Annotated in this window: 26 protein-coding genes and 1 pseudogene; 20 read left to right on the top strand and 7 right to left on the bottom strand. The window is 64.6% G+C overall.

The features are described 5' to 3' along the window. Position 1 precedes the first annotated feature (1 nt). From NY023_RS03040 to NY023_RS03020, 5 genes are all read left to right on the top strand, one after another. Complete coding sequence (locus NY023_RS03040; RefSeq protein ID WP_013970743.1) at positions 2-919, top strand: LysR family transcriptional regulator; 918 nt, start codon at positions 2-4, stop codon at positions 917-919. Between the two features lie 90 nt (positions 920-1,009). Beyond that, positions 1,010-1,672 (top strand): TetR/AcrR family transcriptional regulator, encoded by a 663-nt coding sequence (locus tag NY023_RS03035; RefSeq protein ID WP_003257076.1) that lies wholly within the window; start codon positions 1,010-1,012, stop codon positions 1,670-1,672. Positions 1,673-1,681: 9 nt separating this feature from the next. Beyond that, positions 1,682-2,266: an IMPACT family protein gene (locus NY023_RS03030; protein WP_013970742.1), complete on the top strand. Its 585-nt coding sequence runs from the start codon at positions 1,682-1,684 to the stop codon at positions 2,264-2,266. Between the two features lie 369 nt (positions 2,267-2,635). After that, entirely contained in the window at positions 2,636-3,322 is a 687-nt protein-coding gene (locus NY023_RS03025) for an SDR family oxidoreductase (protein ID WP_013970741.1), read from the top strand. 86 nt (positions 3,323-3,408) lie between these two features. Beyond that, on the top strand, positions 3,409-4,356 hold the full coding sequence (locus tag NY023_RS03020; RefSeq protein ID WP_013970740.1) for an adenosine deaminase: 948 nt from the start codon (positions 3,409-3,411) through the stop codon (positions 4,354-4,356). Positions 4,357-4,387: 31 nt separating this feature from the next. On the opposite strand, the gene NY023_RS03015 is transcribed toward NY023_RS03020, so the two are convergent. Continuing rightward, positions 4,388-5,101, bottom strand: coding sequence for an ArsR/SmtB family transcription factor (locus tag NY023_RS03015; protein ID WP_013970739.1), 714 nt, complete (start codon positions 5,099-5,101; stop codon positions 4,388-4,390). 487 nt (positions 5,102-5,588) lie between these two features. Here NY023_RS03015 and NY023_RS03010 point away from each other — a divergent pair, with 487 nt between their 5' ends. Further along, positions 5,589-5,786, top strand: coding sequence for a hypothetical protein (locus NY023_RS03010; protein WP_075044510.1), 198 nt, complete (start codon positions 5,589-5,591; stop codon positions 5,784-5,786). Here NY023_RS03010 and NY023_RS03005 read toward each other — a convergent pair. Beyond that, positions 5,737-6,918, bottom strand: coding sequence for a multidrug effflux MFS transporter (locus NY023_RS03005; protein ID WP_024086208.1), 1,182 nt, complete (start codon positions 6,916-6,918; stop codon positions 5,737-5,739). The two genes, NY023_RS03010 and NY023_RS03005, sit on opposite strands and share 50 nt — an antisense overlap. A 193-nt stretch (positions 6,919-7,111) precedes the next feature. Next, entirely contained in the window at positions 7,112-7,309 is a 198-nt protein-coding gene (locus NY023_RS03000; protein WP_003257072.1) for a heavy-metal-associated domain-containing protein, read from the bottom strand. A 145-nt stretch (positions 7,310-7,454) separates the two neighbouring features. On the opposite strand from NY023_RS03000, the gene NY023_RS02995 reads away from it, so the two are divergent. The 5 genes and pseudogenes from NY023_RS02995 (at position 7,455) to NY023_RS27660 (ending at position 12,812) form a co-directional block, all read left to right on the top strand. After that, positions 7,455-7,841, top strand: coding sequence for a hypothetical protein (locus NY023_RS02995; RefSeq protein ID WP_013970736.1), 387 nt, complete (start codon positions 7,455-7,457; stop codon positions 7,839-7,841). A 52-nt stretch (positions 7,842-7,893) separates the two neighbouring features. Next, a complete protein-coding gene (locus NY023_RS02990) occupies positions 7,894-10,293 on the top strand; it encodes a heavy metal translocating P-type ATPase (protein WP_013970735.1) in 2,400 nt (799 codons plus the stop codon). Then, entirely contained in the window at positions 10,290-10,700 is a 411-nt protein-coding gene (cueR, locus tag NY023_RS02985) for a Cu(I)-responsive transcriptional regulator (RefSeq protein ID WP_023663456.1), read from the top strand. Before NY023_RS02990 ends, cueR begins: the two co-directional genes overlap by 4 nt. A gap of 138 nt (positions 10,701-10,838) precedes the next feature. Continuing rightward, a pseudogene (locus tag NY023_RS27665) lies at positions 10,839-11,906 on the top strand (cache domain-containing protein); the annotation flags it as partial. Positions 11,907-12,044: 138 nt separating this feature from the next. Continuing rightward, entirely contained in the window at positions 12,045-12,812 is a 768-nt protein-coding gene (locus NY023_RS27660; protein ID WP_371033815.1) for a methyl-accepting chemotaxis protein, read from the top strand. A 127-nt stretch (positions 12,813-12,939) separates the two neighbouring features. Here the strand turns inward: NY023_RS27660 and NY023_RS02975 are convergent, their stop codons facing one another. Together NY023_RS02975 and NY023_RS02970 are read right to left on the bottom strand one after the other, a co-directional pair. Beyond that, positions 12,940-13,719: an AraC family transcriptional regulator gene (locus tag NY023_RS02975; protein ID WP_013970732.1), complete on the bottom strand. Its 780-nt coding sequence runs from the start codon at positions 13,717-13,719 to the stop codon at positions 12,940-12,942. Between the two features lie 39 nt (positions 13,720-13,758). Then, positions 13,759-15,036 (bottom strand): acetyl-CoA C-acetyltransferase, encoded by a 1,278-nt coding sequence (locus NY023_RS02970; protein WP_013970731.1) that lies wholly within the window; start codon positions 15,034-15,036, stop codon positions 13,759-13,761. Between the two features lie 118 nt (positions 15,037-15,154). Between NY023_RS02970 and NY023_RS02965 the strand changes: the two genes are divergently transcribed. The 8 genes from NY023_RS02965 (at position 15,155) to NY023_RS02930 (ending at position 21,473) form a co-directional block, all read left to right on the top strand. Continuing rightward, positions 15,155-16,507 (top strand): 3-oxoacyl-ACP reductase, encoded by a 1,353-nt coding sequence (locus NY023_RS02965; protein ID WP_013970730.1) that lies wholly within the window; start codon positions 15,155-15,157, stop codon positions 16,505-16,507. Positions 16,508-16,509: 2 nt separating this feature from the next. Further along, on the top strand, positions 16,510-17,361 hold the full coding sequence (locus tag NY023_RS02960) for a MaoC family dehydratase (protein ID WP_024086204.1): 852 nt from the start codon (positions 16,510-16,512) through the stop codon (positions 17,359-17,361). Between the two features lie 177 nt (positions 17,362-17,538). Further along, positions 17,539-17,844, top strand: a complete 306-nt coding sequence (locus NY023_RS02955; RefSeq protein WP_013970728.1) for a MazG-like family protein — start codon at positions 17,539-17,541, stop codon at positions 17,842-17,844. Then, the gene (locus NY023_RS02950) at positions 17,841-18,590 is read left to right on the top strand and encodes a methyltransferase (RefSeq protein WP_013970727.1); all 750 of its coding nucleotides are present in this window, start codon (positions 17,841-17,843) and stop codon (positions 18,588-18,590) included. Before NY023_RS02955 ends, NY023_RS02950 begins: the two co-directional genes overlap by 4 nt. A 21-nt stretch (positions 18,591-18,611) precedes the next feature. Continuing rightward, positions 18,612-19,247 carry a DUF4136 domain-containing protein gene (locus NY023_RS02945; protein ID WP_003257064.1) on the top strand — a complete coding sequence of 212 codons (636 nt, stop codon included), beginning with the start codon at positions 18,612-18,614 and terminating at the stop codon, positions 19,245-19,247. A gap of 19 nt (positions 19,248-19,266) precedes the next feature. Next, positions 19,267-19,824 (top strand): DUF4136 domain-containing protein, encoded by a 558-nt coding sequence (locus NY023_RS02940; RefSeq protein ID WP_044046881.1) that lies wholly within the window; start codon positions 19,267-19,269, stop codon positions 19,822-19,824. A 280-nt stretch (positions 19,825-20,104) separates the two neighbouring features. Next, entirely contained in the window at positions 20,105-20,575 is a 471-nt protein-coding gene (locus NY023_RS02935) for a prepilin peptidase (protein ID WP_013970724.1), read from the top strand. Positions 20,576-20,699: 124 nt separating this feature from the next. Next, on the top strand, positions 20,700-21,473 hold the full coding sequence (locus NY023_RS02930; protein WP_024086200.1) for a response regulator transcription factor: 774 nt from the start codon (positions 20,700-20,702) through the stop codon (positions 21,471-21,473). Positions 21,474-21,523: 50 nt separating this feature from the next. Here the strand turns inward: NY023_RS02930 and NY023_RS02925 are convergent, their stop codons facing one another. Further along, entirely contained in the window at positions 21,524-23,188 is a 1,665-nt protein-coding gene (locus NY023_RS02925) for a ShlB/FhaC/HecB family hemolysin secretion/activation protein (RefSeq protein WP_044046880.1), read from the bottom strand. 127 nt (positions 23,189-23,315) lie between these two features. Continuing rightward, positions 23,316-25,670 (bottom strand): peptidoglycan glycosyltransferase PbpC, encoded by a 2,355-nt coding sequence (pbpC, locus tag NY023_RS02920; RefSeq protein ID WP_024086198.1) that lies wholly within the window; start codon positions 25,668-25,670, stop codon positions 23,316-23,318. Between the two features lie 77 nt (positions 25,671-25,747). Here pbpC and NY023_RS02915 point away from each other — a divergent pair, with 77 nt between their 5' ends. Further along, complete coding sequence (locus tag NY023_RS02915) at positions 25,748-26,041, top strand: hypothetical protein (RefSeq protein ID WP_013970720.1); 294 nt, start codon at positions 25,748-25,750, stop codon at positions 26,039-26,041. Positions 26,042-26,052 lie beyond the last annotated feature (11 nt).

Here is a 26,052-nt window from a genome sequence, read left to right as displayed (position 1 = left end):
AATGAGCCGACGCCCCGATCCACTCGCCCAAGTCAGCGATTTTGACATCCGTCTGCTGAAGATCTATCGCAGTGTCGTAGAGTGTGGCGGTTTCTCGGCCGCCGAAAACGTGCTGGGCATTGGCCGTTCGGCCATCAGCCAGCAAATGAACGACCTTGAGCAACGCCTTGGCCTGCGCCTGTGCCAGCGCGGACGCGCCGGGTTCTCGCTGACCGAGGAAGGCCGCGAGGTCTACCACTCGGCGCTGCAACTGCTCAGCGCTCTGGAAAGCTTTCGCACCGAGGTCAACGGCCTGCACCAGCATTTGCGTGGCGAGCTGAACATTGGCCTGACCGATAACCTTGTGACGCTGCCGCACATGCGCATTACCCATGCCCTGGCCGAGCTCAAGGACCGCGGCCCCGATGTGCGCATCCAGATCCGCATGATCGCACCCAGCCAGGTCGAGCACGGCGTGCTTGATGGCAGCCTGCATGTCGGCGTGGTGCCGCAGACCAGCCCGCTGTCGGGCCTCGAGTACCAGCCGCTGTACAGTGAGCGCTCGCTGCTGTACTGCGCAGTCGGCCACCCGCTGTTCTATGCAGATGACCAGCAGATCGACGACGACCGCCTCAACAGCCAGGAAGCCATCACCCCCACCTTCCGCCTGCCGGCCGAAATCCAGGCGCATTACCAGGCACTGAATTGCACGGCCAGTGCTTCGGACCGCGAAGGCATGGCGTTTCTCATCCTTACCGGGCGCTACATCGGCTACCTGCCAGACCACTACGCCACGTTCTGGGTGCAGCAAGGCCGCTTGCGTGCCCTCAAGCCCCGGGAACGCTTCTATGATCTGAGTCTCAGCTGGGTAACGCGCAAGGGCCGGCGGCCGAACCTGGTACTGGAAAGCTTCCTCGAAAGCCTGGCTGCGACACGCTGATGCCAGTCTGTGCCGCAAACGCTTGTCACTTCGGCACAGGCAGGTAATCTTGTCCGACAGCCGCAGCCACTGACCCGTACGGAATCGTCCATGACCCTAGAAGTCCCTGCGCATCGCCTCTCCGCCTCGGGCAAGCCCGCGGGCCGCATCCGCCAGAAGAACGAACAGGCCATTATCCAGGCCGCCGAAGACGAGTTTGCCCGCCATGGTTTCAAGGGCACCAGCATGAACACCATCGCCCTCAAGGCGGGGTTGCCCAAGGCCAATCTGCATTACTACTTCACCAACAAGCTGGGCCTGTACATTGCAGTACTCAGCAACATCATCGAGTTGTGGGACAGCACCTTCAACGCCTTGAGCGTCGACGACGATCCGGGCGAAGCCCTGAGCCAGTACATCCGCACCAAGATGGAGTTCTCCCGGCGCAACCCGCAAGCCTCGCGGATTTTCGCCATGGAAGTGATCAGCGGCGGCACCTGCCTGAGCGAATACTTCAGTGCCGACTACCGCGAATGGTTCCGCGGCCGGGCCGCGGTGTTCCAGGCCTGGATCGAAGCCGGAAAGATGGACCCGGTCGACCCGGTGCACCTGATCTTCCTGCTGTGGGGCAGCACCCAGCACTACGCCGACTTCGCCACCCAGATCTGCCAGGTGACCGGCCGCAGCCGCCTGACCAAGCAGGACATGGAAGACGCGAGCAACAATCTTATCCACATCATTTTGAAGGGCTGCGGCATAAAGCCGGCTGCCTGATCGTCATTTATGCCTTCTACCTTGCTCGACCTCTGCGAGTATCGCGAGGAAATCCGCAAAAGCCGCTTCATCACCATGGCCGGGCCGATCAGCAGTGCCGCCGACGCGATGAGTTTCATCGAACGCCACAGCGACCTGGCCGCCACCCACAACTGCTGGGCCTGGAAGCTTGGCGCCCAGTACCGCAGCAGCGATGACGGCGAACCTGGCGGTACCGCGGGACGGCCAATCCTCGCGGCCATCGAAGCGCAGGACTGCGACCAGGTGGTAGTGCTGGTAATCCGCTGGTACGGCGGCATTCAGCTGGGAACTGGCGGCTTGGCCAGGGCCTACGGCGGCGGCGCCAACAAATGCCTGCAACAGGCACCCAAGCGGCTGCTGGTGCAGCGCAGCGAATTCACCTGCAGTTGCAGTTTCAGCGAACTGGCACTGGTGAAGCTGCGCCTGGCGGAGGTTGACGGCCTGGTCCTGGATGAGCAGTTCACCGCCAATGGCGTGGACCTGTTGATTGCACTCGGTGACGCCCACCTGGCGCCACTGCAGCAGCAGTTGGCCGACTTGAGCCGCGGGCGCATTCTGCTCGAAGCACGTTGAACATTGCCCACAACAACTGTGGGCCGGCCTGTGGATAAGCTTGGGGCATTCGCTTGCAGGCAGCATTAATCAAGGGCTACAGAGGCTTGATCATATTTTGATCACCATTTGATGACAGCCGCAAACCGTTGATGCTCCTGACGTTATCCCCAGGTCCCCAGCCTGCGTACCCCCGCACAGCCATCTGCGCTTGCACACAATAACTGTGGACCAGCTTGTGGATAACCCGTGCGCCAACAAGCCGAAGGCCACGCCGTACAAGGGCCTGACGCAACTGGTGATTTTTCGTACAGCCCACCACGAGGCGCTCGGCACCACAGTGCATTATCCTCAATATCCTTCTTCGAACCGATCACGGAGCGCATCCAAATGGCTAACGCAAAAACCGCACTCATCATCGGCGCCTCGCGCGGGCTGGGACTGGGCCTGGTGCAACGCCTGCAGGAAGACGGCTGGACCATCACCGCCACCGTGCGCAACCCGCAGCAGCCCGGCGCCCTGGCGGACGTGCCCGGCGTGCGCATCGAACAGCTGGAAATGAACGACACGGCCCAGCTCGATGGCCTCAAGCAACGCCTGCAAGACCAAGTCTTCGACCTGGTGTTCATCAACGCCGGGGTCATGGGGCCTCTGCCGCAAGACCTTGAGACGGTGCAGAACAAGGACATCGGCGACCTGTTCATGACCAACGCCGTGGCGCCAATCCGCGTGGCCCGCCGCCTGGTCGGCCAGGTACGCGAAGGCAGCGGCGTACTCGCCTTCATGAGCTCGATCCTGGGCAGCGTGACCATCCCCGATGGCGGCGAAATCTGCCTGTACAAGGCCAGCAAGGCGGCCCTTAACTCGATGATCAACAGCTTCGTCGTCGAGCAACAACGCCCCGACCTTTGCGTACTGGCCATGCACCCGGGCTGGGTGAAAACCGACATGGGCGGTGAAAACGCCGAGATCGACGTGCTGACCAGCACCCGCGGCATGCTTGAACAGATCAAGGCGCAAAGCGGCAACGGCGGCCTGCGCTTCATCAACTACAAGGGCGAACCCTTGGTCTGGTGATTCACCAGGTCGCAGCCTGGCCGTGCGCAATGCCCGGCCAGGCTCTGTAGAATGGCGGCAACCGTACCTGATCGAGATGACCCACCATGTATGACTGGTTGAACGCCCTGCCCAAGGCCGAACTGCACCTGCACCTGGAAGGCTCGCTGGAGCCCGAGCTGCTGTTCGCCCTGGCCGAGCGCAACAAGATCGCCCTGCCCTGGGCCGATGTGGAGACCTTGCGCGGTGCCTATGCCTTCAACAACCTGCAGGAGTTCCTGGACCTGTATTACCAGGGCGCCGACGTGCTGCGCACCGAGCAGGACTTCTACGACCTGACCTGGGCCTACCTGCAACGCTGCAAGGCGCAGAACGTGATCCACACCGAACCGTTCTTCGACCCACAGACCCATACCGACCGCGGCATCCCCTTCGAGGTGGTGCTCAACGGCATCAACCAGGCGTTGAAGGACGGTCGCGAACAACTGGGCATCAGCAGTGGCCTGATCCTCAGCTTCCTGCGCCACCTCAGCGAAGATGAAGCACAGAAAACCCTCGACCAGGCCCTGCCATTCCGCGATGCGTTCATCGCCGTTGGCCTGGACAGCTCGGAAATGGGGCACCCACCGAGCAAGTTCCAGCGAGTGTTCGACCGCGCCCGCAGCGAAGGCCTGGTCGCCGTTGCCCATGCCGGCGAGGAAGGCCCGCCCGAGTACATCTGGGAAGCCCTGGACCTGCTGAAGGTCAAGCGTATCGACCACGGTGTGCGCGCCATCGAGGACGAGCGCCTGATGCAGCGCATCATCGACGAGCAGATCCCGCTCACGGTGTGCCCGCTGTCGAACACCAAGCTGTGCGTGTTCGACCACATGAGCCAACATAACATCCTCGAGATGCTCGAGCGCGGCGTGAAGGTCACGGTCAACTCTGACGACCCGGCCTACTTCGGCGGCTATGTCACCGAAAACTTCCACGCCCTGTACACCCATCTGGGCATGACCGAAGACCAGGCCCGTCGACTGGCCCAGAACAGCCTGGATGCCCGGCTGGCCTGAATGACCTGACGGCGACATATCTGTGGCGCCGTCAACCTACCTGCAACGTCGGCACGCGGGCAATGCGATTGATCTGCTGGATACCCAACGCAGAAATATGCAATGCCCGCGAGTCCTCGGCCTCGCGCATCCAGCCAGATTGCAGGAACAGCCGGAACAAGGCCTGCCCCAGCACGCCGCCCAGGTGCGGCCCCTGGTCGTTCCACTCGGTGCAGCGGCAGATCACGCAGCCACGTTGCTGGTGCGGCGCCAAGGCATCGATGTAGACCCCGACCAAAGCCAACTGCGTCCGCCCCTCTTCGCTTACCATCAACTGCCGACCACTACCCTCCAGCCAGCCGGCCACCACCAGACGGTGATACAGCTCACCGGCCAGTTCCCCCCCCAAGTGATCGCCACAGCGACGCGCCCTGCGTATCGACATGGGCAGCGGTGATACCGGTGCCTTGGCCCGCTCCCCCCTGGCACTCTCCAACTGGACACTGGCCAGGGCCTCCACCGCTGCCCCGACTTGCGGGGTGGCCAGCCGGAAGTAGCGCTTGCGCCCCCGCGCTTCGTGTCGGAGCAAACCGGCCGACGACAACAACGAAAGATGAGCGCAGGCCGATGACGAGGTCAGGCCTGTCATTACCGCGAGCTCGTTGGCCAGCCGCGGCGTGCCATCGATCAATGCCCACAACATGGCACTGCGCTTGGGGTCGGCCATCAGGCTGGCAATCTGGCTGATACTGCTGGCTGCGTTCATGTCCCTGTAACTCCCTGCAAGTTCACTGTGTGGATGCGATGGCCACCCCTGGCAGGGAAGCGCCTCTCGCTGGCACTGGCCTGGTTCGCCAGTATAAGCCGCAAAAAACGCCATTCAGGCAGCGCCGCGCAGTGGTGCCACAGGCAAAATACCACTGGGTATGCCTACCCATGGCAGGCAGCGGAACAGTGCGTGAAAGCTGCCCGGACCGCGTGGGCAAGCAGCCCGGCACACATGGCAGGAGCCCGGGAACGACAGGCGGAAAAAACACCGGATGCAACTTCGGACGCGGCCGACAAGCAATTTCCACAAGTAGCGCAAGCCAAAGCGAAGGTTCCACGTGCTTGCGGGCATTGCACCCCAAGCTGGAAAAAACATGTAGAAAACGTTCTTGCCGACCGTCAGTCAGGACACTGATGCAGGTCATGGCGGGCAGAAAGTGCAGCGCTACACTTCATCCGCTCTCCCCCTTTGGAGGTATGCCGCGATGAAAATTGTCGTCAGTGCGTCGAGCCGAAACCCCGCTTGCCCCTGGCAGGTCCAGCTCGATCAACACGTGGTCAGTTTCCGCAGCGAGGCCGAGGCGCGTGCCTTCGTCGCCACGCTGGAAACCCGTCTGCAGGCACCTCACCCGCTTATGCGGGAGCCTTGGCCGGCAAGCGTCGGGTCAGCAGCGCGACACTGACCACCAGCGCCCCGCACAGGCTGATCACCAGCGCCATCGGTACCGCACTGCCATCATGCAGCAGCCCCACCAGCGCCGCTGCACCGGCGGCGACGCTGAACTGCAGGCAGCCCATCAGCGCCGAGGCACTGCCGGCCCGCGCCCCCTGCCCGCTCATGGCACAGGCAGAGGCGTTGGGGATGATGCAGCCGAGGCTGGAAATGCAGACGAACAGCGGTACCAGCAGTGGCCACAGCTGTGTTGGCCGCATTGCCGCCACGGCCAGCAACACCAGGCCCGCAGCCAGGTACAGCCATACCGCACGCGCCAACAGAAATGCCGGCCCGCGCTTGGCCAGCAAGCGTGCATTCACCTGCGCCACCAGGATGAAGCCGGCGGCATTGGTGCCGAACAACCAGCCGTAATGCTCGGCCGGCACGCCATAGAGCTTGATGAACACGAAAGGCGAACCGGCGATGTAGGCAAACATGCCGGCGATGGCGATACCACCGGTCAGGGCATGGCCGACGAACACCCGGTCAGCGAACAGGCGCAAGTACTGGCGCATGGCGCCAGACAGCGGTTGCCGCGGTATGTGCTCGGGCAGGCTTTCCGGCAGGCCCAGGCTGACCGCCAACAGGCAGCCGGCACTGAACAGGCTCAGGGCGAGGAAGATCGATTGCCAGCCGGCCACGTTCACCAGCACCCCGCCCAGCATCGGTGCCAGGATTGGCGCCAGCCCCATGACCAGCATCAGCTGCGAGAACACCTTGGCCGAGGCCACCGGGTCGCACTTGTCACTGACGATGGCCCGCGAAAGCACCATCCCGGCGCAACCGCCCAACGCCTGGACAAACCGCGCCAGCACCAGGGTATCGAGGTCGGGGGCATAGGCACATGCCAGTGACGCCAGGGTGAACAGGGTCACCCCGAACATCAGCGGCTTGCGTCGGCCAAAGCGGTCAGCCACCGGCCCGTAGGCCAGTTGCCCGATGGACAGGCCAAGGAAGTAGGCGGCCAAGGTGGCCTGGACGTGTTTTTCATCGGTGGCGAACGCCTGCGCCATGGCCGGGAAGGCGGGCAGGTAGAAGTCGATCGCCAAGGGCCCGAACGCACTGAGTGCGCCCAGGATGAGCACCATTCGCAGGTTCATCAGGAATCCATAGCAGGCTAAGCAAGTGCTCGATTCTACCTGCTGTGGCCCCTATCCATGTGAAAACATTTGCAACAATACCGAGCCTGGAGCGCCCCCTGTGGGAGCGGGCGTGCCCGCGAATCAGGCGGCGCGGTGGATGGCACCGGCTACGCCGGTGTTCGCGGGCACGCCCGCTCCCACAGGTCAGTATTCAGGCCGCCTCGACCTGATAACCTTCATCGCGAATGGCCGTGAGGATCCGCTCCTGAGCCAACTCGCTCTGCACCCGTACCTGCCTGGCCGCCAGATCGACCTCCACCTTGGCCGCGGCATCCTGCTCCTGCACTGCCCGGGTCACGGCTTTCACGCAATGGCCACAGGTCATGCCTTGTACATTGAACACTTGCATGGGGGTTACCTCCTTCAGGTTTTCCACAAGTCTCAAGCTTGCCATCGGGGCAAGGTCAAGACTTGCCAACACCAGCCGGGGTGGAAATCCGCGCGCGCGTCGGCCAAGCTGCGCCTTTGATGATCAGGCAAGCAGGAGATTCTTCATGTTCAGGGCAGCATTGGGCGTCGTCGGGCTATTGAGCACGCTGGCTGCAGTGCCACCGGCCAGCGCCGAGGGCAACTCGGACTACAGCGTGCTGATCATTTCCCGGGAGCGTCTGGAAGTGGCCACCAGTTGCGAAATCGGCATCTACCTCAACGACCAGCTCTCCGGGCGCGTGTTCCAGGAGCAGTCCACCTCGTTCAACCTGCCGCCCGGCCCGGTGGACGTGCGCCTGCGCCTGCTGCCCGGGCAAATGCCCGGCTGCGCCCCGGGTGTCGAGGACCAACACAGCACGCGACTGAACCTGCAGGCGGGCCAGATCAACAAATACCGCATCGCCATGGGGCAATATGGGCTGGAGTTGAAGCGAGCCGGCCTGGGCTATTGACCTTACCTGCGTGGCAAGGTTGATGCTGGAGGCCTGTCCAAGGAGGAGAGCCATGCCCGCATCCACCACATACGACCTGCCGATCTCCGGCATGACCTGCGCCAGTTGTGCCGGCCGGGTCGAACGCGCCCTGCGCAAGGTCACCGGCACTGAACAGGTCAGCGTCAACCTCGCCACCGAACAGGCCCGGGTCCAGGCCCCGGTCAACAGTCTGCCCGCGCTGGTCGAGGCCATACGCGAAGCCGGCTATGGCGTACCCACCCGCACCGTCGAACTGCAGATTGGCGGCATGACCTGCGCCAGTTGCGTCGGCCGCGTAGAGCGCGCTCTCGGCAAGCTGCCGGGTGTTGAACGGGTCAGCGTCAACCTGGCCAGCGAACGTGCGCACCTCGAAGTGCTCGCGGCCCTCGACGACAACCTGCTGATCGACGCCGTGCAAAAGGCCGGCTATAGCGCCAGCCTGCCGCAAGTCGCCAGGGACGACCAGCATGCCGCCCAACGCCGCCTGCGTAACGAACGCCTGGCGGTCGGCGCAGCATTGCTGCTCGCCCTGCCGATGGTGGTACCAATGGTGGTGCAGCCGTTTGGCGTGCACTGGATGTTGCCAGCGTGGGTGCAGTTCCTGCTGGCCACACCGGTGCAGTTCATTCTCGGCGCGCGGTTCTACGTGGCCGCCTGGAAGGCCGTGCGCGCAGGTACCGGCAACATGGACCTGCTGGTGGCTCTGGGTACCAGCGCCGGCTACGGCTTGAGCCTGTACCAGTGGGCGCAAGCCCCCGCCGGCATGGCCCCTCACCTGTACTTCGAAGCTTCGGCCGTGGTGATTGCCCTGGTGCTGCTGGGCAAGTACCTGGAAAGCCGTGCCAAGCGCCAGACCGCCAGCGCCATCCGTGCCCTCGAGGCCCTGCGCCCGGAACGGGCCGTGCGCCTGGTCGATGGCCGGGAAGAAGACGTGGCCATTGCCCAACTGCGCCTCGGCGACCTGGTACTGGTCAAACCCGGCGAGCGCTTCCCGGTCGATGGCGTGGTGGAAGACGGCAGCAGCCATGCCGATGAAGCCCTGATCAGCGGCGAGAGCCTGCCGGTGCCCAAGCAGCCCGGCGACAGCGTCACCGGTGGCGCCATCAACGGCGAAGGCCGGCTGCTGGTACGCACCAAGGCACTGGGTACCGAAACCGTGCTGGCACGCATCATCCGCCTGGTGGAAGACGCCCAGGCGGCCAAGGCACCGATCCAAAAGCTGGTCGACCGGGTCAGCCAGGTATTCGTCCCGGCCGTGCTGGTACTGGCGCTGATCACCCTGGCCGGTTGGTGGCTGGCCGGCGCGCCGCTGGAAACCGCGCTGATCAATGCCGTCGCGGTACTGGTCATCGCCTGCCCCTGCGCCCTCGGCCTGGCCACACCCGCAGCGATCATGGCCGGCACCGGGGTTGCCGCCCGCCATGGCATCCTGATCAAGGACGCCGAAGCGCTGGAGCGCGCCCATGCGGTCAACCGCGTGGTGTTCGACAAGACCGGCACCCTCACCTCCGGCAGCCCGCGCGTTGTCCACAGCCAGGCGCAGGTGGGCAGCAGCGCCGACCTGCACCGCCTGGCCGGTGCCTTGCAGCGCGGCAGCGAACACCCGCTGGCCAAGGCGGTACTGGATGCCTGTGCCGAACAAGGCCTGGACGTGCCTGGCGTTACCGACAGCCAGTCGCTGACCGGGCGTGGTATTGCCGGGCGCGTGGAAGGCCGCGAGCTGGCCCTGGGCAACCGCCGCCTGCTCGATGAAAGCGCCCTGCCACCCGGCGACCTGGCCGCCAAGGCCCAGGCCTGGGAAGCCGAGGGGCGCACCCTGTCATGGCTTGTCGAACGCGGCGCGCAGCCGCGTGTGCTGGGCCTGTTCGCCTTTGGTGACAGCCTCAAGCCCGGCGCCGCGCAGGCAATCGATACCCTGCATGCGCAACACATCAGCAGCCACCTGCTGACCGGCGACAACCGCGGCAGCGCCAAAGTGGTGGCCGATGCCCTGGGCATCGACGACGTGCATGCCGAAGTGCTGCCGGCCGACAAGGCCGCGACCGTGGCCGCGCTCAAGCAGGATGGCGTGGTCGCCATGGTCGGTGATGGCATCAATGATGCGCCGGCGCTGGCCGCCGCCGATATCGGCATTGCCATGGGGGGCGGTACCGACGTGGCCATGCAGGCCGCCGGCATCACCCTGATGCGCGGCGACCCACGCCTGGTACCGGCCGCCCTGGAGATCAGCCGCAAGACCTATGCGAAGATCCGCCAGAACCTGTTCTGGGCGTTCATCTATAACCTGATCGGCATCCCGCTGGCCGCGCTGGGTTACCTCAACCCGGTACTGGCCGGCGCCGCCATGGCCCTGTCCAGCGTCAGCGTGGTGAGCAACGCGCTGTGGCTCAAGGCGTGGAAACCCACCAGCAACACCCAGGAGGCCCCATGAACATAGGCCAGGCCGCCCGCCGCAGCGGGCTCAGCACCAAGATGATCCGTTACTACGAGTCCATCGGCCTGCTCAAACCCGCCACGCGCAGTGACAGCGGCTACCGCCTTTACCAGGCGGAAGACTTGCACAGCCTGGCCTTCATCAAGCGCTCCCGCGACCTGGGCTTTTCCCTCGAGGAGGTCGGCAAGCTGTTGACCTTGTGGCAGGACCGCCAGCGTGCCAGCGCCGATGTGAAAGCGCTGGCCATGCAGCACATCGATGAGCTGAACCGGCGCATCGAAGAGCTGGTGAGCCTGCGCGACACCCTTGGCGAACTGGTATCGCACTGCCAGGGAGACGAGCGCCCGGACTGCCCGATCCTCAAGGATCTGGCCAATGGCACTGCTGGTGGCTGCTGTCACTGAGCCACCCGCAACGCTTTTGGTATGCCATATACGTCCAAACACGACCGAATAGTCACCAACTGCGACTTTATCCAATAAATACGGGCGTTTCCCTACATTAAACCCGGATGCTGCCGATGCAATTGTTACCTGCCTCGTATGTCGAAAATAACAAATCCGGGAGCGTCGATGAGCATCAAACAGAAACTGACCTGGGCATTCGCGGTCATCGCCGGCTTGCCCATCGTCCTAGTGGCGACCCTTGTGGTCCTCAACCTGCGTGGCGAAGCCCGCGACGGATTCCTCGATGGCAGCAGCCGGGAAATCCGCCAGGTCAGCAACGCGATGAACATCTTCTTCCAGGGCATCAACCAGAACGTCGAGTACCTGGCTGCGCAGCCGATGGTCGCCGCCACGGGTAGCGAACTGAACAAATACATGAGCGCAACCCCGTCCTATGAACTGGGCGAGCAGGCCAGCAAGCTGCTGGAGTTCATGACCCGCCTGGCCACCACGCATCCCAGCTATGCGTACCTGTCCTACGGGGTGAATGACGGTGGCTATGTCGGCTGGCCGGCCGGGCAGAAGTTCGTCAATTACGACCCGCGCACCCGCCCCTGGTACCAATTGGCAATGGCCAACCCTGGCAAGACCTTGCGTACCGGCGCCTACTACTGGGCTGCCGACGACGCTGTGCTGGTCAGCACCGTGCGCACCGTCGCCAACCAGTTGGGCAACCCTGGTGGCGTGGTCAACGTCGACGTCTCGCTCAAAGGCCTTACCGAGATCGTCCAGCAGATCAAGCTGGGCGAAAGCGGCTACGTGCTACTGGTGGAAAACAACGGCAACGTATTGGTCGACCCTCGTGACGCCAAGCATAACTTCAAGCAACTGGCGAGCTTTGGCGACGGGTACGCCGAGCTGGCCAAGCACGGCAAGGGGCTGGCCGAAGTGGAGCTGAATGGCGTGCGCTACATGGCCAACATCTACCCGGACGAACAGCTTGGCTGGACCCTGATCGGCCTGATCGAACAAAGCGAAGTGATGCAGACCACCACCCGGCTGACCTGGCTGATCGGCGTGGTGGCCCTGGTACTGGCCGCGCTGTTCGCCGTGGTCGGTGCCACCTTCGCCAAGCTGATCGTACGCCCGATCAACAGCGTCACCAGCGGCCTGGAAGATATCGCCCAGGGCGAGGGCGACCTGACCCGCAATCTGGAGATCCGTGGCCGCGACGAAACCGCACAACTGGCCAGCTGGTTCAACCAGTTCCTCGGTGCCATTCGCAGCCTGATCCAGCACATCGGTGCTGCCGCCAGCAAGATCCTCAGCACCTCCAGCAGCTCGACCCGCGTTTCCAGCGACATGGCCGAAGCCGCAGGCCGCCAGCGCGAAGCGGTGGACATGGTCTCAACCGCCTTCCACGAAATGGTCGCCACCGCCAACGAAGTGGCACGTTCCTGCAGCCAGGCGGCGCAATCGGCCGACAGCGGCCAGCAACAGGCCCGCGAAGGCCAGCAGCAGATCGATGCCGCGGTACATAGCGTTGACCGCCTGAGCCAGGAGATCGAGCAGTCGGCGCAGTCGATCCAGCAACTGGAGCGTGACAGCAACGCCATCCAGTCGATCCTCGGCACCATCCGCTCGATTGCCGAGCAGACCAACCTGCTGGCGCTCAACGCCGCCATCGAAGCGGCACGTGCCGGCGAGCAGGGCCGTGGCTTTGCCGTGGTTGCCGACGAGGTGCGGGCGCTGGCCAAGCGCACTGCCGACTCCACCGCCGAGATCGACGGCCTGCTGGGCAACCTGGCCAGCCGCACTGCCGAAGTGGCTGCACAGATGCACGCCAGCCTGGAGGTTTCGCAGCAGTCGGTGAGCCGCATCGGCCTGGCCCGTGACAGCTTCGGGCAGATCCGCGAGTCGGTGGATGTGATCCGCGACATGAACACCCAGATTGCCACGGCGGCCGAAGAGCAGCACCAGGTGGCCGAAGACATCAACCGGCACATCAGCCAGATTCACGGCGATGCGCAGCTGGTGGCCGAACTGGCCCAGGCGGCGCGGATGGATTCGGAGAGCCTGGCCGGGCTGTCCAATGAGCTGGATGCACTGGTGCGCAGGTTCCGTACCTGATGTGTTGCCTGCGCTGGCCTCTTCGCGGGTGAACCCGCTCCCACAGGGATCACCGCAGCTTTGCAAGCTGTGCAGTACCTGTGGGAGCGGGCGTGCCCGCGAAGAGGCCGGCACAAGCGACCAATCACTAAAGCCTCAATTCTCCCGGCGTCGCGCCGAACAATTGCTTGAACGCCGCAATGTAAGCCGAGGTGGAGTCATACCCACACCCCAACGCCGCCTCGGTCACACTCTCCCCGGCCTCCAGCAGCGCCAGCGACGACAACAGCCGCATACGCTGCCGCCAGTTGCGAAAACTCAAGCCCGTCTCCCGCTGGAACAGCCGCATCAGCGTCTTCTCCGAGCAACCCAACTCTCGCGCCCACTGCTGCAAGGTCTGCGACTGGTCCGGTGCAGCGATCAGACCATTGCACAGCGCCAGCAACCCCGGGTGCCGTGGCAGTGGCAACGAAAAGCCGACTTCGGGCAGCATGCGCAACTGGTCGAGCAGCACCGCCACCAGCCGCGCCTCGGCGCTGTCAACCTCCGGGTATTCTGCCGGGAACAGGCAGAACTGCTTGATCAGTTCGCGCGCCAACGGGGTCACTTCCAGTACCCGGCATTGCTCCGGGGCCCACGGGCAGGCATCCCGGCGCACGTAAAGGCTGCGCATTTCGGCCTGCATCGAGGTGACCACTTCGTGTTCGGCATCGGCTGGTATCCACACGCCCCACTGGGGCGGGGCGAAGTAGCTGCCTTCCTGGGTATACACCCCGAGGACGCCGCTGATGGCATAGGAAAACTGCACCCAGTCGTGCTGGTGGCGGGTGGTCCAGGAGCCGGCGCCAAGGCTTTCGGCTCGTGCATAGAGCGGCCTGGGCAGGTGGTCCAGCGCCGGAATGGGGCGGGGGTGTCCGATGATGGGCATGGTGGTTTCTTTTAGTTCTGACCAGACAAGCCTAACAGCTCAGCGCTCGACGATGACGGTCACCCCCTGCCCACCCGCAGCGCAGATCGATATCAACCCCCGCCCCTTCCCCGACCTCGCCAGCAGCTTGGCCAGGTTGGCCAATATCCGCCCCCCGGTCGCGGCAAACGGGTGCCCGGCCGCCAGCGAACTGCCCTTGACGTTGAGCTTGCTGCGGTCAATCGCCCCGAGCGGCGCATCCAGCCCCAGCCGTTCGCGGCAATAATCGGCATCTTCCCAGGCCTTGAGCGTGCACAGCACCTGGGCAGCAAAGGCTTCGTGAATCTCGTAATAGTCAAAGTCCTGCAGCGTCAGGCCATTGCGCGCCAACAGCCGCGGCACCGCATACATCGGCGCCATCAACAGCCCTTCGCGACCAGTAACGAAATCCACCGCAGCGGTTTCACCATCGACCAGATAGGCCAGCACCGACAGCCCCTGCTGCTCGGCCCATTCCTCGCTGCCCAGCAAAACCAGCGAAGCACCATCGGTCAGCGGTGTGGAGTTGCCCGCCGTCAGCGTGCCCTGCCCGCTGCGGTCGAAGGCTGGCTTGAGCTTGGCCAATTGTTCCAGCGTCAGGTCGGGGCGCAGGTTGTTATCACGGGTCAAAGACAGAAACGGCGTCAGCAGGTCATCCTGCCACCCTTCGGCGTACGCGGCAGCCAGCGCCTGGTGGCTCAGCAGCGCCAGCTCGTCCTGCTCGGCACGGCCAATGCGCCAGGCCTGGGCCATGCGTTCGCAATGCTCGCCCATAGACAAACCGGTGCGCGGCTCACCGTTGCGCGGTAATTCGGGTTTCAGGTGGTGAGGACGCAGCTTGAGAAATGGCTTGAGCCGTTCGCCCAGGCTCTTGCCACGGTTGGCCTGCAACAGGATGTGGCGCAGGCCTTCGTTGACCGCAATCGGCGCATCGGAGGTGGTGTCCACACCGCCGGCTATGCCGCAGTCGATCTGCCCCAGGGCAATCTTGTTGGCCACCAGCAGTGCCGCCTCTAGCCCCGTCCCGCAGGCTTGCTGGATGTCATAGGCTGGCGTCAGCGGCGACAGGCGCGAACCCAGCACGCACTCACGTGTCAGGTTCATGTCTCGCGAGTGCTTGAGCACAGCGCCAGCCACCACCTCCCCCATGCGCAACCCATGCAGGCGGTAGCGTTCGATCAGCCCTTCGAGGGCGACGGTTAGCATCGCCTGGTTGCTGGCCGTGGCGTAGGCGCCATTGGAACGGGCGAAGGGAATTCGGTTGCCGCCCAGGATCGCGACCCGGCGAAGTGAACGCATGCGCTTGTTCCTCCTGAAACAATTTGATCCGTACAGCCTAGGTGTTTTTACCGCATTCGAACGACCTTGCCACAAAGTTGGTCCACACTTTCAAGCTTGCCTTCCGGGAGACCCACTCATGAGCGATCGCTACCTCGGCTTTGCCAACTCCAACCTCGGCCGCCGCCTTGTGGATGCCCTTGGCCTGCCACGTCCAGCGCCGCTGGAGCGTTGGCAGGCAGGCCGCCTGCGCCCGGTCGAAGGTGCCCTGGTACTGGGTGGCGGGCCACTGGCGAGCCAGGTCGAAGCCATTGCCCCGCGCCTGACCGACACGCTTTACAGCTTCAATACCGACAACCTCCAGGCCGAAGCATGGGTGGCTGGTCTGGGGCCGAAGATCAAGGCCGTGGTATTCGATGCCAGTCACCTGTCCGACAGCGACGCGTTGAAGCAGTTGCGCGAATTTTTCCAGCCACTGCTGCGCAGCCTGGCATCGTGCGCCCATGTGGTGCTGCTGGGCCGCACGCCAGAAAGCCTCGACGACCCGTTGGCCAGCATTGCCCAACGAGCCCTGGAAGGCTTCAGCCGCTCGCTGGCGAAGGAACTGCGCAACGGTGCGACCGCGCAGTTGCTGTATGTCAGCCCCGGCGCGGAGGACCAGCTGGAAGGCGCCCTGCGCTTCTTCCTCTCGCCCAAGAGCACCTTCATTTCCGGCCAGGTGCTGCGCCTGCATGCCTGCGCCAGCCAGGTCGAGGACTGGACACGGCCGCTGGCTGGGCGCCGCGCCCTGGTGACCGGTGCCGCGCGCGGCATCGGTGCCGCCATTGCCGAAACCCTGGCCCGGGACGGTGCCGACGTACTGCTGCTGGACGTGCCCCAAGCCAGCCAGGACCTAGACGCCCTGGCCGCGCGCCTGGGTGGCAAGGCGCTGCCCTTGGACATCTGCGCCGGCGACGCGGCAACGCAACTGCTTGCGGCCCTGCCCGACGGCGTCGACATCGTGGTGCACAATGCCGGTATCACACGCGACAAGACCCTGGCCAACATGACCCCGGAATACTGGGACGCGGTGCTGGCGGTAAACCTCAAGGCACCGCAGGTGCTGACACAGGCGCTGTACGACAACGGCGCCCTGGGTGAAAACGCGCGCATCACCCTGCTGGCCTCGGTCAGCGGTATCGCCGGCAACCGCGGGCAGACCAACTATGCCGCGAGCAAGGCCGGGCTGATCGGCTTGGCCCAGGCGTGGGCGCCCCGGCTCGCCGAGCGCGGCGGCAGCATCAATGCCGTGGCACCCGGTTTCATCGAAACCCACATGACCGCCGCCATGCCCATGGGCCTGCGCGAGGCCGGGCGACGCTTGAGTTCGCTTGGCCAGGGCGGCCGCCCGCAGGATGTCGCCGAAGCCATCGCCTGGCTCAGCCAGCCAGGCTCCGGTGCAGTCAACGGCCAGGTGCTGCGGGTATGCGGCCAGGCCTTGATGGGGGCTTGAGCATGAGCCGACACTGGCACGACCTGCACAGCCCGGCTTCGCGCACCAGCCTGTACCTGCGCGCGGCCAGCAAGCGCAGCATCAGCGGCGACCAGCTGCCGGACGACGGCCTGCGCTGCTTCATCCGCGTCCAGCCGGGCAACCTGGCCGCCTATCGACGGTTGTGCCACTTCACCGACGATGGCCGCCTGCCGGGGACTTATCCACATGTCATGGCGTTCACGCTGCAGCTGCAGTTGATGACCGCGCCAAACTTCCCCTTCCCGCTGCTCGGCCTGGTGCACCTGCACAACCGCATCGAGGTGCTGCGCCCGCTGGGCGGTATCGAAGGGCTGCGCTTTGCGGTGCATGCAGGCAATCTGCAAGCGCATGCCAAGGGCGGCACCTTCGACCTGGTCACCGAAGCCGAAGACGGCATCGGCCTGCTGTGGCGCGAGACCAGCCGTATGCTGGTGCGCGGGCTGAAGCTGGAAAGCCAGGCAGGTGAGCCTGCCGAGGACGAACCGCAAGCGTTGCCGGAGGCAACCCGCTGGTACGCCGACAGCGATATCGGCCGGCGTTATGCCAAGGTCTGCGGGGACTACAACCCGATCCACCTCAGCGCGGCCAGTGCCCGGCTGTTCGGCTTCCCCACGGCCATTGCCCATGGCATGTGGAGCAAGGCCATGGCCCTGGCGGCATTGCGCGGGCACCTGCCGCACAGTGGCTTTGCCTTCGAGGTGGATTTCCGCAAGCCGGTGCGGTTGCCATCGGAGGTGGTGCTCGGTGCCAGTGAGGCGGGGGCTACGGGAGAGCTGCGGCTGGATGGCCATGGAGGGGTACTGCATATGGTCGGGCGCTGGGACCGGCTTTGAATCGTGAGGCTGCTTCGCAGCCTTTTCGCGACACAAGGCCGCTCCCACAGGTACCGCGTTCGGTTTGATGCCGGTGACCTCTTGTGGGAGCGGCCTTGCGTCGTGATGGGCCGCATAGCGGCCCCCTTGCTTTGCATCGGGCCTGCGCAGAAGCTATGCAGCATTAGGAGACCCCCGATGAACCTGCAAGAACTCACCCAACGCCTGCACCAGATCCGCGACAACAACGACTGGCGCGGCTTTCACAGCCCGAAGAACCTCGCCATGGCCGCCAGTGTCGAAATGGCCGAGCTGGTGGAAATCTTCCAGTGGCTGAGCGAAGACCAATCGCGCCAGCTGCCAGCCGATAAGCTGGCCCATGCCGGCCAGGAAATCGGCGATGTGGTGCTCTACCTGTTGCTGCTGTGCAGCGAACTTGGCCTGGACATGGACCAGGTGGTGCGAGCCAAGCTGGCCGACAGCGAGAGGCGCTTCGCCCGATGAACGACCGTCACTTCGATGAGCTGGCTACCCGCTTTGCCGAAAAGATCTACGGCGGCGCCAAGGGCGCGATCCGCCTGGCCGTGCTGCAGGCCGACCTGGCCGAAGCCCTGCCTGACCGCCCGCTGCGCATCCTCGACATCGGTGCCGGGTTGGGTCACATGGCTTTGTGGCTGGCCCAGCGCGGCCACCAGCTGACCCTGGCCGAACCCGCCGAGCCTATGCTCGACGGCGCACGGGCGCGCTTTGCCGAAGCCGGCCAACCGGCCACCTTCATCCAGGTCCCCTGGCAAGACCTGCTTGGCCAGCTGACCGAACCCTACGATCTGGTGCTATGCCACGCCGTACTCGAGTGGCTGGCCGAGCCCGAAAGCATCCTGCCGGTGCTGCACCAGCTCACGGCCCCTTCCGGGTGGCTATCGCTGGCCTTCTACAACCGCGACGCCCTGGTCTATCGCAACCTGCTCAAGGGCCATTTCCGCAAGTTGCGCAGCAACCGGCTGGAAGGTGAAAAGCAGAGCCTGACCCCGCAAAAACCGCTTGATCCACGGGAACTCAGGGCGCAACTTGATCCTATGTGGCAGGTTGAAAGCGAAAGTGGCGTGCGGGTGTTCCACGACTACATGCCCAAGGAATTCCAAGGCAAGGCCGAGCTGCTCGACCTGCTGGAAATGGAACTGGCCTACCGTCGCCACCCCAGCTTCGCCGGGCTCGGCCGCTACCTGCACTGGGTCTGCCGCCCCCGTTGACCTGCCCGCCGGGAGGAATACATGCCGTACCGTCTGTTGTGCCTGGCCGTGCTGCCGCTTGCCCTGGCTGGCTGCCAGGGCAGCAACCCCTACGTGGCCAGTAGCCGCCCGTTACCACCGGCACCGGCCCAGGCGGCCAGCACCTTCGATGCCAGTGCCTACCCGACACCGGCCCGTGATTACGGGCACTACCGTAGCTGGAGCTGGCTCAACGGCCAGTTGCCCAGTGGCTCGGTCGATACCGACCCGGCGCAACTGGCCGATGCCGTCAGCGGCGCACTGGACCAGCATGGCCTGCGTCCCGCCCGGGGCGGCCCCGGCGACTTGCTGGTCAGCGCCGACATACGCCTGGAAAAGCGCTTGCGCCAGGTACGTGACTACGATGCCTACGACCCTTACTACGGCCCGTATCCCTATGGCGGTGTCGGCTATGGCGGCTACCGCCATGGCTATGGGGGCTATGCCAGCGTGCCCATCGTGCGCACCTACGAAGTGCAGGTGATGGTGGTGCGTATCGACCTGTACGACGCCCGCAGCGGCCAGCCGGTATGGAGTGCCAGTGCCGAAAGCGGCAGCGACAAGGACTCGCCGCGTGAACGCGAAAGCGCCCTGCGCGATTCTGTGCACAAGGCGCTCAACGGCTATCCTCCCAGTTGATATCCAACGGAGAACCATCATGTTGCGCCGTCTCGTTCTACTGTCATTCGCGTTGTTGCTCGCCGCCTGCTCCAGCAATAACGTCCAGCAGGATTTCGATGCCAGCCGTGACTTTGCCGCCTACCGCAGCTGGGCATGGCAGGAACCGGGCCTGCAGTACCGCCCGGATGACCCACGAATCAAGAGCGACCTCACCGAGCAGCGCATTCGCCAGGCAGTTGCAAGCCAACTCGACCAGCGTGGCCTGCGCCCGGTACAAGGCGGCGCCCGGCCGGACGTGACAGTGCGCGCGTACCTGATCGTCGAGCAGCGCCAGCAACAGATCACCACCAACTACGGCGGTGGCTGGGGCGGCTACTGGGGTGGCCCGATGTACAACGAAACGCGCAGCGTCGACTACAAGGTCGCCACCATCCAGATCGACCTGTTCGATGGGCGTGACGGCAAGCTGGTGTGGCGCGGCAGTGCCGAGCAGATCATGAACAACTACCCGCCAAGCCCTGAAGAACGTAACAGCGCTATCCAGAACACCGTGACCAAGGTGTTGGCCAACTACCCGCCGGGGAGCAGGAAGTAACACCGAACGCGGTTATGCAGGCGCCGCAGCCCCTGTGGGAGCGGGTTTACCCGCGAAGAAAACAACGCGGTGCATGGCACCGGCTTTGCCGGTATTCGCGGGTGAACCCGCTCCCACAAGGGTCGCCTGCGAGGCCTGTTTCAACAGCGACAAAATCCATCCCGACCACGCCTTTTTGCCTTTCCCGCCCCACTCGCCCGCAGGTTCCCGTCTATCTTCACTTAAGGAAACCTGACTGACCGGGTAGATGTGTTCAACATTTGGGAAGGGCTACCTGCCAATGCAAAGCATTGTTCTCCTGCTGTGGCTTGCCTTGTGCTCCGAACAGGACGTGCGTCAACGCCAGATATCCAACATGCTCACCCTGGGTGTGGCTGCCTGCGCCCTGGCCTGGCTTTTCGCCACTGGCCGCAGCTGGATCGGCGCCGATGCCAGCGATGCCGGATGGGCGCTGGCCATCGTCATGTTGCTGACCCTGCCCGGTTACATGCTCGGCCGTTTCGGTGCCGATGACGTCAAGCTGATGGGCGCCCTGGCCCTGGCCACCAGCCCGCAATACGTGCTTGGCACCTTCATCGGCGCCGGTGTCAGCGTGCTGCTGTGGCTGCTTACCCGCCGGCGCCTGTGGACGTTGCTCAACCCCAAGGTAAAAAAGCGCTTGCAGGCCTTGACCGAGGAAATGGGTGACAAGCAGGCGTTCGTCCCCTATGTGCTCACCGGTTTTCTTTTGACTGCTGTATGGATCCAGTGAGCAATCTCGTGGTCCGATGGCTGTACAGAATTTGTAACTTGTACAAATCCACTACCCCCGACTATTTTTAGTTTGCAAAGCGCTTGGCCCGGGAGCAGGACCGCGTAACGACAGGGAGTTGATCGTGTCCAGAGCATTCAGTGATGTGAAGATATTGGTGGTCGATGACCAACCAGTGATAGTCGAACAATTGTGTGAGTTTCTCGAAACCAAGGGTTACCGCTGCCTGCCGGCCCACTCCACTGACGAAGCCCTGGAACGTTACCTGGCAGACGAGGCCATTGGCGTGGTCATCTGTGACCTGCACATGCCTGGTCGTGATGGTATTGAACTGGTCCGCGAACTGAAGATACAAGGCGGGCAGCGCGCGTTCGAGGCCATCATGGTGACCGGTCGCGCGGAGAAGCAGGATGTGATCCGAGCGTTGCGCGAGGGCTTTGCCGATTACTACCAGAAACCCATGGACCTCGATGAACTGCTGGAGGGCGTACGCCGCCAGGAACAGGCCGTGCAGGAGCGCCAGCGCAGCTTCCGCGAGCTGGGCGGGTTGAGCCAGCGTCTGCAAGAGCTGGCAGAGTCGATGGACGAGCTTTACCAGGACCTGCAAAAAGCCCGGGGCCAGGGCATGCACCGGCGTGCCAGCGATGTGGACGAGAGTGAAAGCGAACTGCCAGCGGCGTTCGAGAAGCTGTCGCCACGCCAGCTGGAAGTAGCCCGCCTGGTGGGCAAGGGCCAGACCAACTACCAGATCGCCTGTGAGCTGGGCATTACCGAGAATACCGTGAAGCTGTATGTGTCGCAGGTGCTGCGCCTGACCCACATGCACAACCGCACCCAGCTTGCACTGGCACTGACACCCAGTTCGTCGCCAGTGCATCAGCGGTTTACTACCCACTAAACAGGTAGCTTCAAGATTTTGGCGGCTGCGTTGCAGCCCACAGCGCCCCCTTACATCTGAACGCCAAGCGTCAAAGTCAGCCGAGGCGCGCGGTCCAGGCTGTCCAATGCCACATCCGCCAAAGGCTTGGCCAGCTCCAGCGCCACATTGAACAAGCGCCCATCGCCCAACCGCACACCAAGCGCCGCCGAAGCCAGGTGGGCATCCTGCACAGGCCCCCGGTTATGCCAGGCCTGCGCCGTATCAACCACCACATAGGGCTGCACCAACGCCAGCCAGTTGGCGTGCATGCTGTAATTCACCTCGTAAGCCACACCCCAGCCCTTGTCCCCGTCCGCCTGGTCGCGCGGGTAGCCACGGCCGAAACTCTGCCCGCCAAACCCCGCACGCTCGCTGTCGGGCAAGCGGTCATCACTCCAGTACAGCGCCCCGGACACCACCCCCTGCCAGTTACCGAGCAACCTGTCGCTCTGCAAGCCGGAAAGCCGCAACCGCAGAAAATCCAGATCGTAGTCGGCATCGCTGCGTGCCCCCAGATAATCCAGGCCCTGATAGACCCCGGCGCTGACGATGCGCAAATGGCCCTCTTCCACCTTGCGCCAGTCGCCCTCGAATGACAGCGCACGCACGTAGGTGTCGTAGTCCCGTGCCGATGGCAACCCATCTACCCGGTCTTCGAAGTGCTCACTGACCGAATATACCTGCCCCTGCACCACCATCCATTCATCCGGCCTGACGATCACCGGCTGGCGCAGGCCGATCGCATAGCGATCGCTGTCGCGCTTGCGAGTGATATCACGGCCATCATCCAGCCGAATCCGCGTGCCCGGTTCGCTGCGATAACGCGAGGCCGACAGCAGCAGCTGGCTGCCGCCCGCATCCAGGTATTGGCTGTAAGCCAGGCGCTGATAATGCACCTGGTCATTCCCTGGTGGCAGCAACACGCTGGCCTGGATCTGTTCGGCAAAGCGGGTCTGGGCGTGGCTGGTTGCCGTCAGCAGCGCCTGCGCATCGTCGCGGTTGCCATCAACCACGGTAACGGCAGCGCTGAACGGCTTGCGCCGGGCATGCACGGTCAACAACGTGGCACCATCAGCGGTTCGCGCCATGGCCAGCTGTGAGTCTATCTTCACCCCTGGCAGGCGCTCGGCCAGGCCCAGGTAGCGCTCCAGCGTTTCCCGGGTCAGCGGGCGCTCGGTTGCAAGCCGCTCCAGCAGCTGGTGCAGATAGGCGCTTGCCGGGCCGATATCGCCGACCACGCGGTAATCCCGAATATAGCCTTCGACCAGCACCACATTGACCTGGCCATCAGCCACCTCCTGCGGCGGCAGGTAGGCGTAAGACAACAGGTAGCCTTCCTGCCGATAGCGCTGGGTCAGGCGCGCGGTGTACTGCTGCAGCTCGCCCAAGGTAGTCTGGCGCCCGATCAGCGGTTGGTAGTGTTCGCGCAGGTCGCTCAGGGGGAACACCGTGCCGCCTTCGAAGCGCACTTTATGCAGCACCAGCCGGGTATTCGCAGGCGCCCACGCGGGGCTGTCGCCATCCTCCTCGGCCAGCTGCAGGTGAGCACTGACCGGGCGGTAGGCGTCTATCGGCAGGTTGGCGCCGGGCAGGCGACGTTCGTACTCATGGCTGTCGAGAAAACCTGGCAAAGGCTCGGCATGGGCCGCAAGCGCCCAAGGCAGCAACAACAGGGGCACGGCCAGAGGACGCATAGCGCGCTCCATGTTCCCTGGGGCTGCAAAGCGGCCCCAAATTGCTTGACTGACAGGCATCAGGGGCGCCAGCCGGTCACACCCGTTACCTGCAAGCGTAGGTGCTGCCTCGGCCCTCGTCGAACGGCTACTCGCTGACCTGGAACGCCACGCGCGCCGTCTCGCCGCTTTCATCCAGCGCGCTGATTTCGGCCTGGCCTACCTGTTGGAAGCGCACCAGCAGGCTGTCCTGGCCCTGGGTTTCGCCCAATGGCTGGCCGTTGAGGAACCACCAGCGCCGACCGCCGCCGCCCAGCGCCGACACATGCAGTTGCAACGGCTCGCTGCTGGTGGCCGGACGGCGCAGGTTGTCGCCCGGGCGCACGCCCACGATCGAAAGCGGTGGCGCGCTGACCGGCACATGCGGCGGGCAGGCCGGATCGATGGCCGGCAGGCGCGCCGCACGCCGCTCCACACGTGGCAGCCAAGGCTCCAGCGGGGCGGGCCATAGGGCGATATCGCGGGCCTTGGCGCCCGGGCAACTGCCATCGACGCGCAGCCCCTGGTCGTTGACCCATACGCTTTCACGCAGGCCCAGGCCGAGTGGCTGGTCGGCGGCCTGCAGGGTTGGCGGCGTAGTGCCGTCCAAAGTCCAGGCGAAACGCTGACGCCGGCAGTTGGGGTCCTTTTTGCTCATCGGCTGGCCCAGTGGCCAACAGATCGCAGCCACGCCGACGTTCGCCGGCACCCGCTCCACCGGCACGCTGATGCCACGCTGGCTGTCACGGTTGCTCAGCAGGTCGTGCACCTGCAGCATCAGCGGCGCTGCCGAAGCCAGCCCGAATTGGCCGGGGACCGGTGTGCCATCGGGGCGGCCAATCCATACGCCGATCAGGTAGCGCGGGCCCACGCCGATCGACCAGGCATCGCGAAAGCCGTAGCTTGTGCCCGTCTTCCACGCCAGTTGCGGGCGTTGCACCAGCTCGGCATGCGGGTCGCGGTCGGGGCGCGCCTGGCCGCTGAGGATGCGCCGGATGATCCACGCAGCCCCTGGTGACAGCAGGCGCCGTTCCAGCAACGGATCCTGCGGTTGCAGGCGCACCCTCGCACTATTGCCACCCCGCGCCAGCGCAGCGTAGCCACCCACCAGATCCTCCAGGCGGCTGCCCGCGCCACCCAGGATCAACGACAGGTTGGGCTCTGCCAGAGGCGGCAATATCAGCGGCATGCCCGCCATGCGCAGTTGCGCGGCAAAGCGTTTCGGACCATAGGCCTCCAACAGCTGCACCGCCGGCAGGTTGAGCGACAGCGCAAGCGCCGAACTGGCCGACACCGGCCCGCTGAAGCCCATGGAGAAGTTGCCGGGGCGGTAGTCACCGTAGCGTCGCGGCACATCCTGCAACAACGACTCGGAATGGATCAGGCCGTCATCCAGCGCCATGCCGTAGAGGAACGGCTTGAGGGTGGAGCCCGGCGAGCGCAACGAACGCACCATGTCGACATGCCCGAAGCGGCGTTCGTCGGCCAGGTCGATCGAGCCCAGGTAGGCACGCACCGCCATGGTTTGCGCATCGACCACCAGAATGGCAGCGGAGGTGCGCTCTGGAAGCCGTGCGCGCCAGCCCAGCAGCAGGTCTTCGAGGCGCCGCTGCAGTGCGGCGTCGAGCGTGGTGCGGATCAGCGGCGGGCTGTCGGCGCTGTTCAGGCGCCGGGCCAGCAGCGGCGCCAGGGCCGGTTCCTGACGTGGTGCCAGCACCAGAGGTTCTTCGGCAGCCTCACGGATTTGCTGAGCCGGCCACACCTGGTATTCGGCCAGGCGTTGCAGCACCTTGTCCCGGGCGCGCTGCGCACGCTCGGGGTGACGGTCCGGGCGCAAGCGGCTGGGCGCCTGGGGCAGCACGGCCAGCAGTGCCGCTTCGGCCGGGGTCAGGTGCATGGGCGACTTGCCAAGGTAGGCCCAGCTGGCCGCCGCCACGCCCTGCAGGGTGCCGCCGAAGGGCGCGCGGTCCAGGTAGATCTGCAGGATTTCGCGCTTGGACAAGTGCCATTCCAGCTGCGCCGTGCGCCATAGTTGGCGCAACTTGCCGGCCAGGGTGCGCTCATGCGGGTCGAGCAGGCGTGCGACCTGCATCGACAGCGTGCTGCCGCCCGACACCACACGCCCGCCACGCAGGTTCAGCCAGGCAGCGCGAGCCAGGGCCAGCGGGTTGACCCCGGGGTGGCTGTAGAACCAGCGGTCTTCGTAGGTGAGCAGCGCCTGCAGATACAGCGGCGAGACCTCGTCGGAGCTGACCGGGTAGCGCCATACACCATCGGCATCGGCAAAGCGCCACAACGGCGTGCCGTCCTCGGCCAGCACCACGCGGGCCAGGTCGTCTCCGGGCATGGGCAGCGGCCATAGGCGGTCGGCCAGCCACAACAGGCCGAACAGTACCAGCATGCCGATCACCGTGGCGCGCAACAGCCTGCCCGCACGGGTATGCGGCCGCGTTAAGCTTGGCATCGGGAACCGACCTGGCCAGGTGATGGCCAAAGGCTTGGGAACGGCAACGTCGCCGATTCGTTCATCAGGAAGCAACTATGCATGTAGAAGGTTTTTTCGAGTGGCTGGGCCAGGCGCTGGGGTCGTTGATCCGCTTCATCGTCGACGCATTGAGCGGGCTGTTCAACCTGCTGGCCAATGCCGGTGGCAATTTCATCGATGGCCTGGCGCGCACCTTGGGCATGGAGACCTCGCTGCTCAGCATCCTCGCCCTGATCATCGGGCTGGTGCTGCTGTACTCGGCAATCCGCGCGTTCATGCGCGCCTCGATCATCCTCGGGATCATCTGGCTGCTGTTGGGGTTGTGGGTGATGAGCTGGGTGATTCACTGACATTGAACTGC

The organism is Pseudomonas sp. NBB (genome assembly GCF_032701105.1).
GTDB lineage: Bacteria > Pseudomonadota > Gammaproteobacteria > Pseudomonadales > Pseudomonadaceae > Aquipseudomonas > Aquipseudomonas asiatica.
The sequence above is the reverse complement of the archived record's forward strand: the minus strand, read 5'-3'. Positions and strand labels throughout refer to the sequence as shown.

Excerpts from the sequence above, each read along its gene's own strand:
- NY023_RS03040 (WP_013970743.1), top strand. The coding sequence starts at position 2 with ATGAGCCGACGCCCCGATCCACTCGCCCAAGTCAGCGATTTTGACATC.
- NY023_RS03035 (WP_003257076.1), top strand. The coding sequence starts at position 1,010 with ATGACCCTAGAAGTCCCTGCGCATCGCCTCTCCGCCTCGGGCAAGCCC.
- NY023_RS03030 (WP_013970742.1), top strand. The coding sequence starts at position 1,682 with ATGCCTTCTACCTTGCTCGACCTCTGCGAGTATCGCGAGGAAATCCGC.
- NY023_RS03025 (WP_013970741.1), top strand. The coding sequence starts at position 2,636 with ATGGCTAACGCAAAAACCGCACTCATCATCGGCGCCTCGCGCGGGCTG.
- NY023_RS03020 (WP_013970740.1), top strand. The coding sequence starts at position 3,409 with ATGTATGACTGGTTGAACGCCCTGCCCAAGGCCGAACTGCACCTGCAC.
- NY023_RS03015 (WP_013970739.1), bottom strand. The coding sequence starts at position 5,101 with ATGAACGCAGCCAGCAGTATCAGCCAGATTGCCAGCCTGATGGCCGAC.
- NY023_RS03010 (WP_075044510.1), top strand. The coding sequence starts at position 5,589 with ATGAAAATTGTCGTCAGTGCGTCGAGCCGAAACCCCGCTTGCCCCTGG.
- NY023_RS03005 (WP_024086208.1), bottom strand. The coding sequence starts at position 6,918 with ATGAACCTGCGAATGGTGCTCATCCTGGGCGCACTCAGTGCGTTCGGG.
- NY023_RS03000 (WP_003257072.1), bottom strand. The coding sequence starts at position 7,309 with ATGCAAGTGTTCAATGTACAAGGCATGACCTGTGGCCATTGCGTGAAA.
- NY023_RS02995 (WP_013970736.1), top strand. The coding sequence starts at position 7,455 with ATGTTCAGGGCAGCATTGGGCGTCGTCGGGCTATTGAGCACGCTGGCT.
- NY023_RS02990 (WP_013970735.1), top strand. The coding sequence starts at position 7,894 with ATGCCCGCATCCACCACATACGACCTGCCGATCTCCGGCATGACCTGC.
- cueR (WP_023663456.1), top strand. The coding sequence starts at position 10,290 with ATGAACATAGGCCAGGCCGCCCGCCGCAGCGGGCTCAGCACCAAGATG.
- NY023_RS27660 (WP_371033815.1), top strand. The coding sequence starts at position 12,045 with ATGGCCGAAGCCGCAGGCCGCCAGCGCGAAGCGGTGGACATGGTCTCA.
- NY023_RS02975 (WP_013970732.1), bottom strand. The coding sequence starts at position 13,719 with ATGCCCATCATCGGACACCCCCGCCCCATTCCGGCGCTGGACCACCTG.
- NY023_RS02970 (WP_013970731.1), bottom strand. The coding sequence starts at position 15,036 with ATGCGTTCACTTCGCCGGGTCGCGATCCTGGGCGGCAACCGAATTCCC.
- NY023_RS02965 (WP_013970730.1), top strand. The coding sequence starts at position 15,155 with ATGAGCGATCGCTACCTCGGCTTTGCCAACTCCAACCTCGGCCGCCGC.
- NY023_RS02960 (WP_024086204.1), top strand. The coding sequence starts at position 16,510 with ATGAGCCGACACTGGCACGACCTGCACAGCCCGGCTTCGCGCACCAGC.
- NY023_RS02955 (WP_013970728.1), top strand. The coding sequence starts at position 17,539 with ATGAACCTGCAAGAACTCACCCAACGCCTGCACCAGATCCGCGACAAC.
- NY023_RS02950 (WP_013970727.1), top strand. The coding sequence starts at position 17,841 with ATGAACGACCGTCACTTCGATGAGCTGGCTACCCGCTTTGCCGAAAAG.
- NY023_RS02945 (WP_003257064.1), top strand. The coding sequence starts at position 18,612 with ATGCCGTACCGTCTGTTGTGCCTGGCCGTGCTGCCGCTTGCCCTGGCT.
- NY023_RS02940 (WP_044046881.1), top strand. The coding sequence starts at position 19,267 with ATGTTGCGCCGTCTCGTTCTACTGTCATTCGCGTTGTTGCTCGCCGCC.
- NY023_RS02935 (WP_013970724.1), top strand. The coding sequence starts at position 20,105 with ATGCAAAGCATTGTTCTCCTGCTGTGGCTTGCCTTGTGCTCCGAACAG.
- NY023_RS02925 (WP_044046880.1), bottom strand. The coding sequence starts at position 23,188 with ATGCGTCCTCTGGCCGTGCCCCTGTTGTTGCTGCCTTGGGCGCTTGCG.
- pbpC (WP_024086198.1), bottom strand. The coding sequence starts at position 25,670 with ATGCCAAGCTTAACGCGGCCGCATACCCGTGCGGGCAGGCTGTTGCGC.
- NY023_RS02915 (WP_013970720.1), top strand. The coding sequence starts at position 25,748 with ATGCATGTAGAAGGTTTTTTCGAGTGGCTGGGCCAGGCGCTGGGGTCG.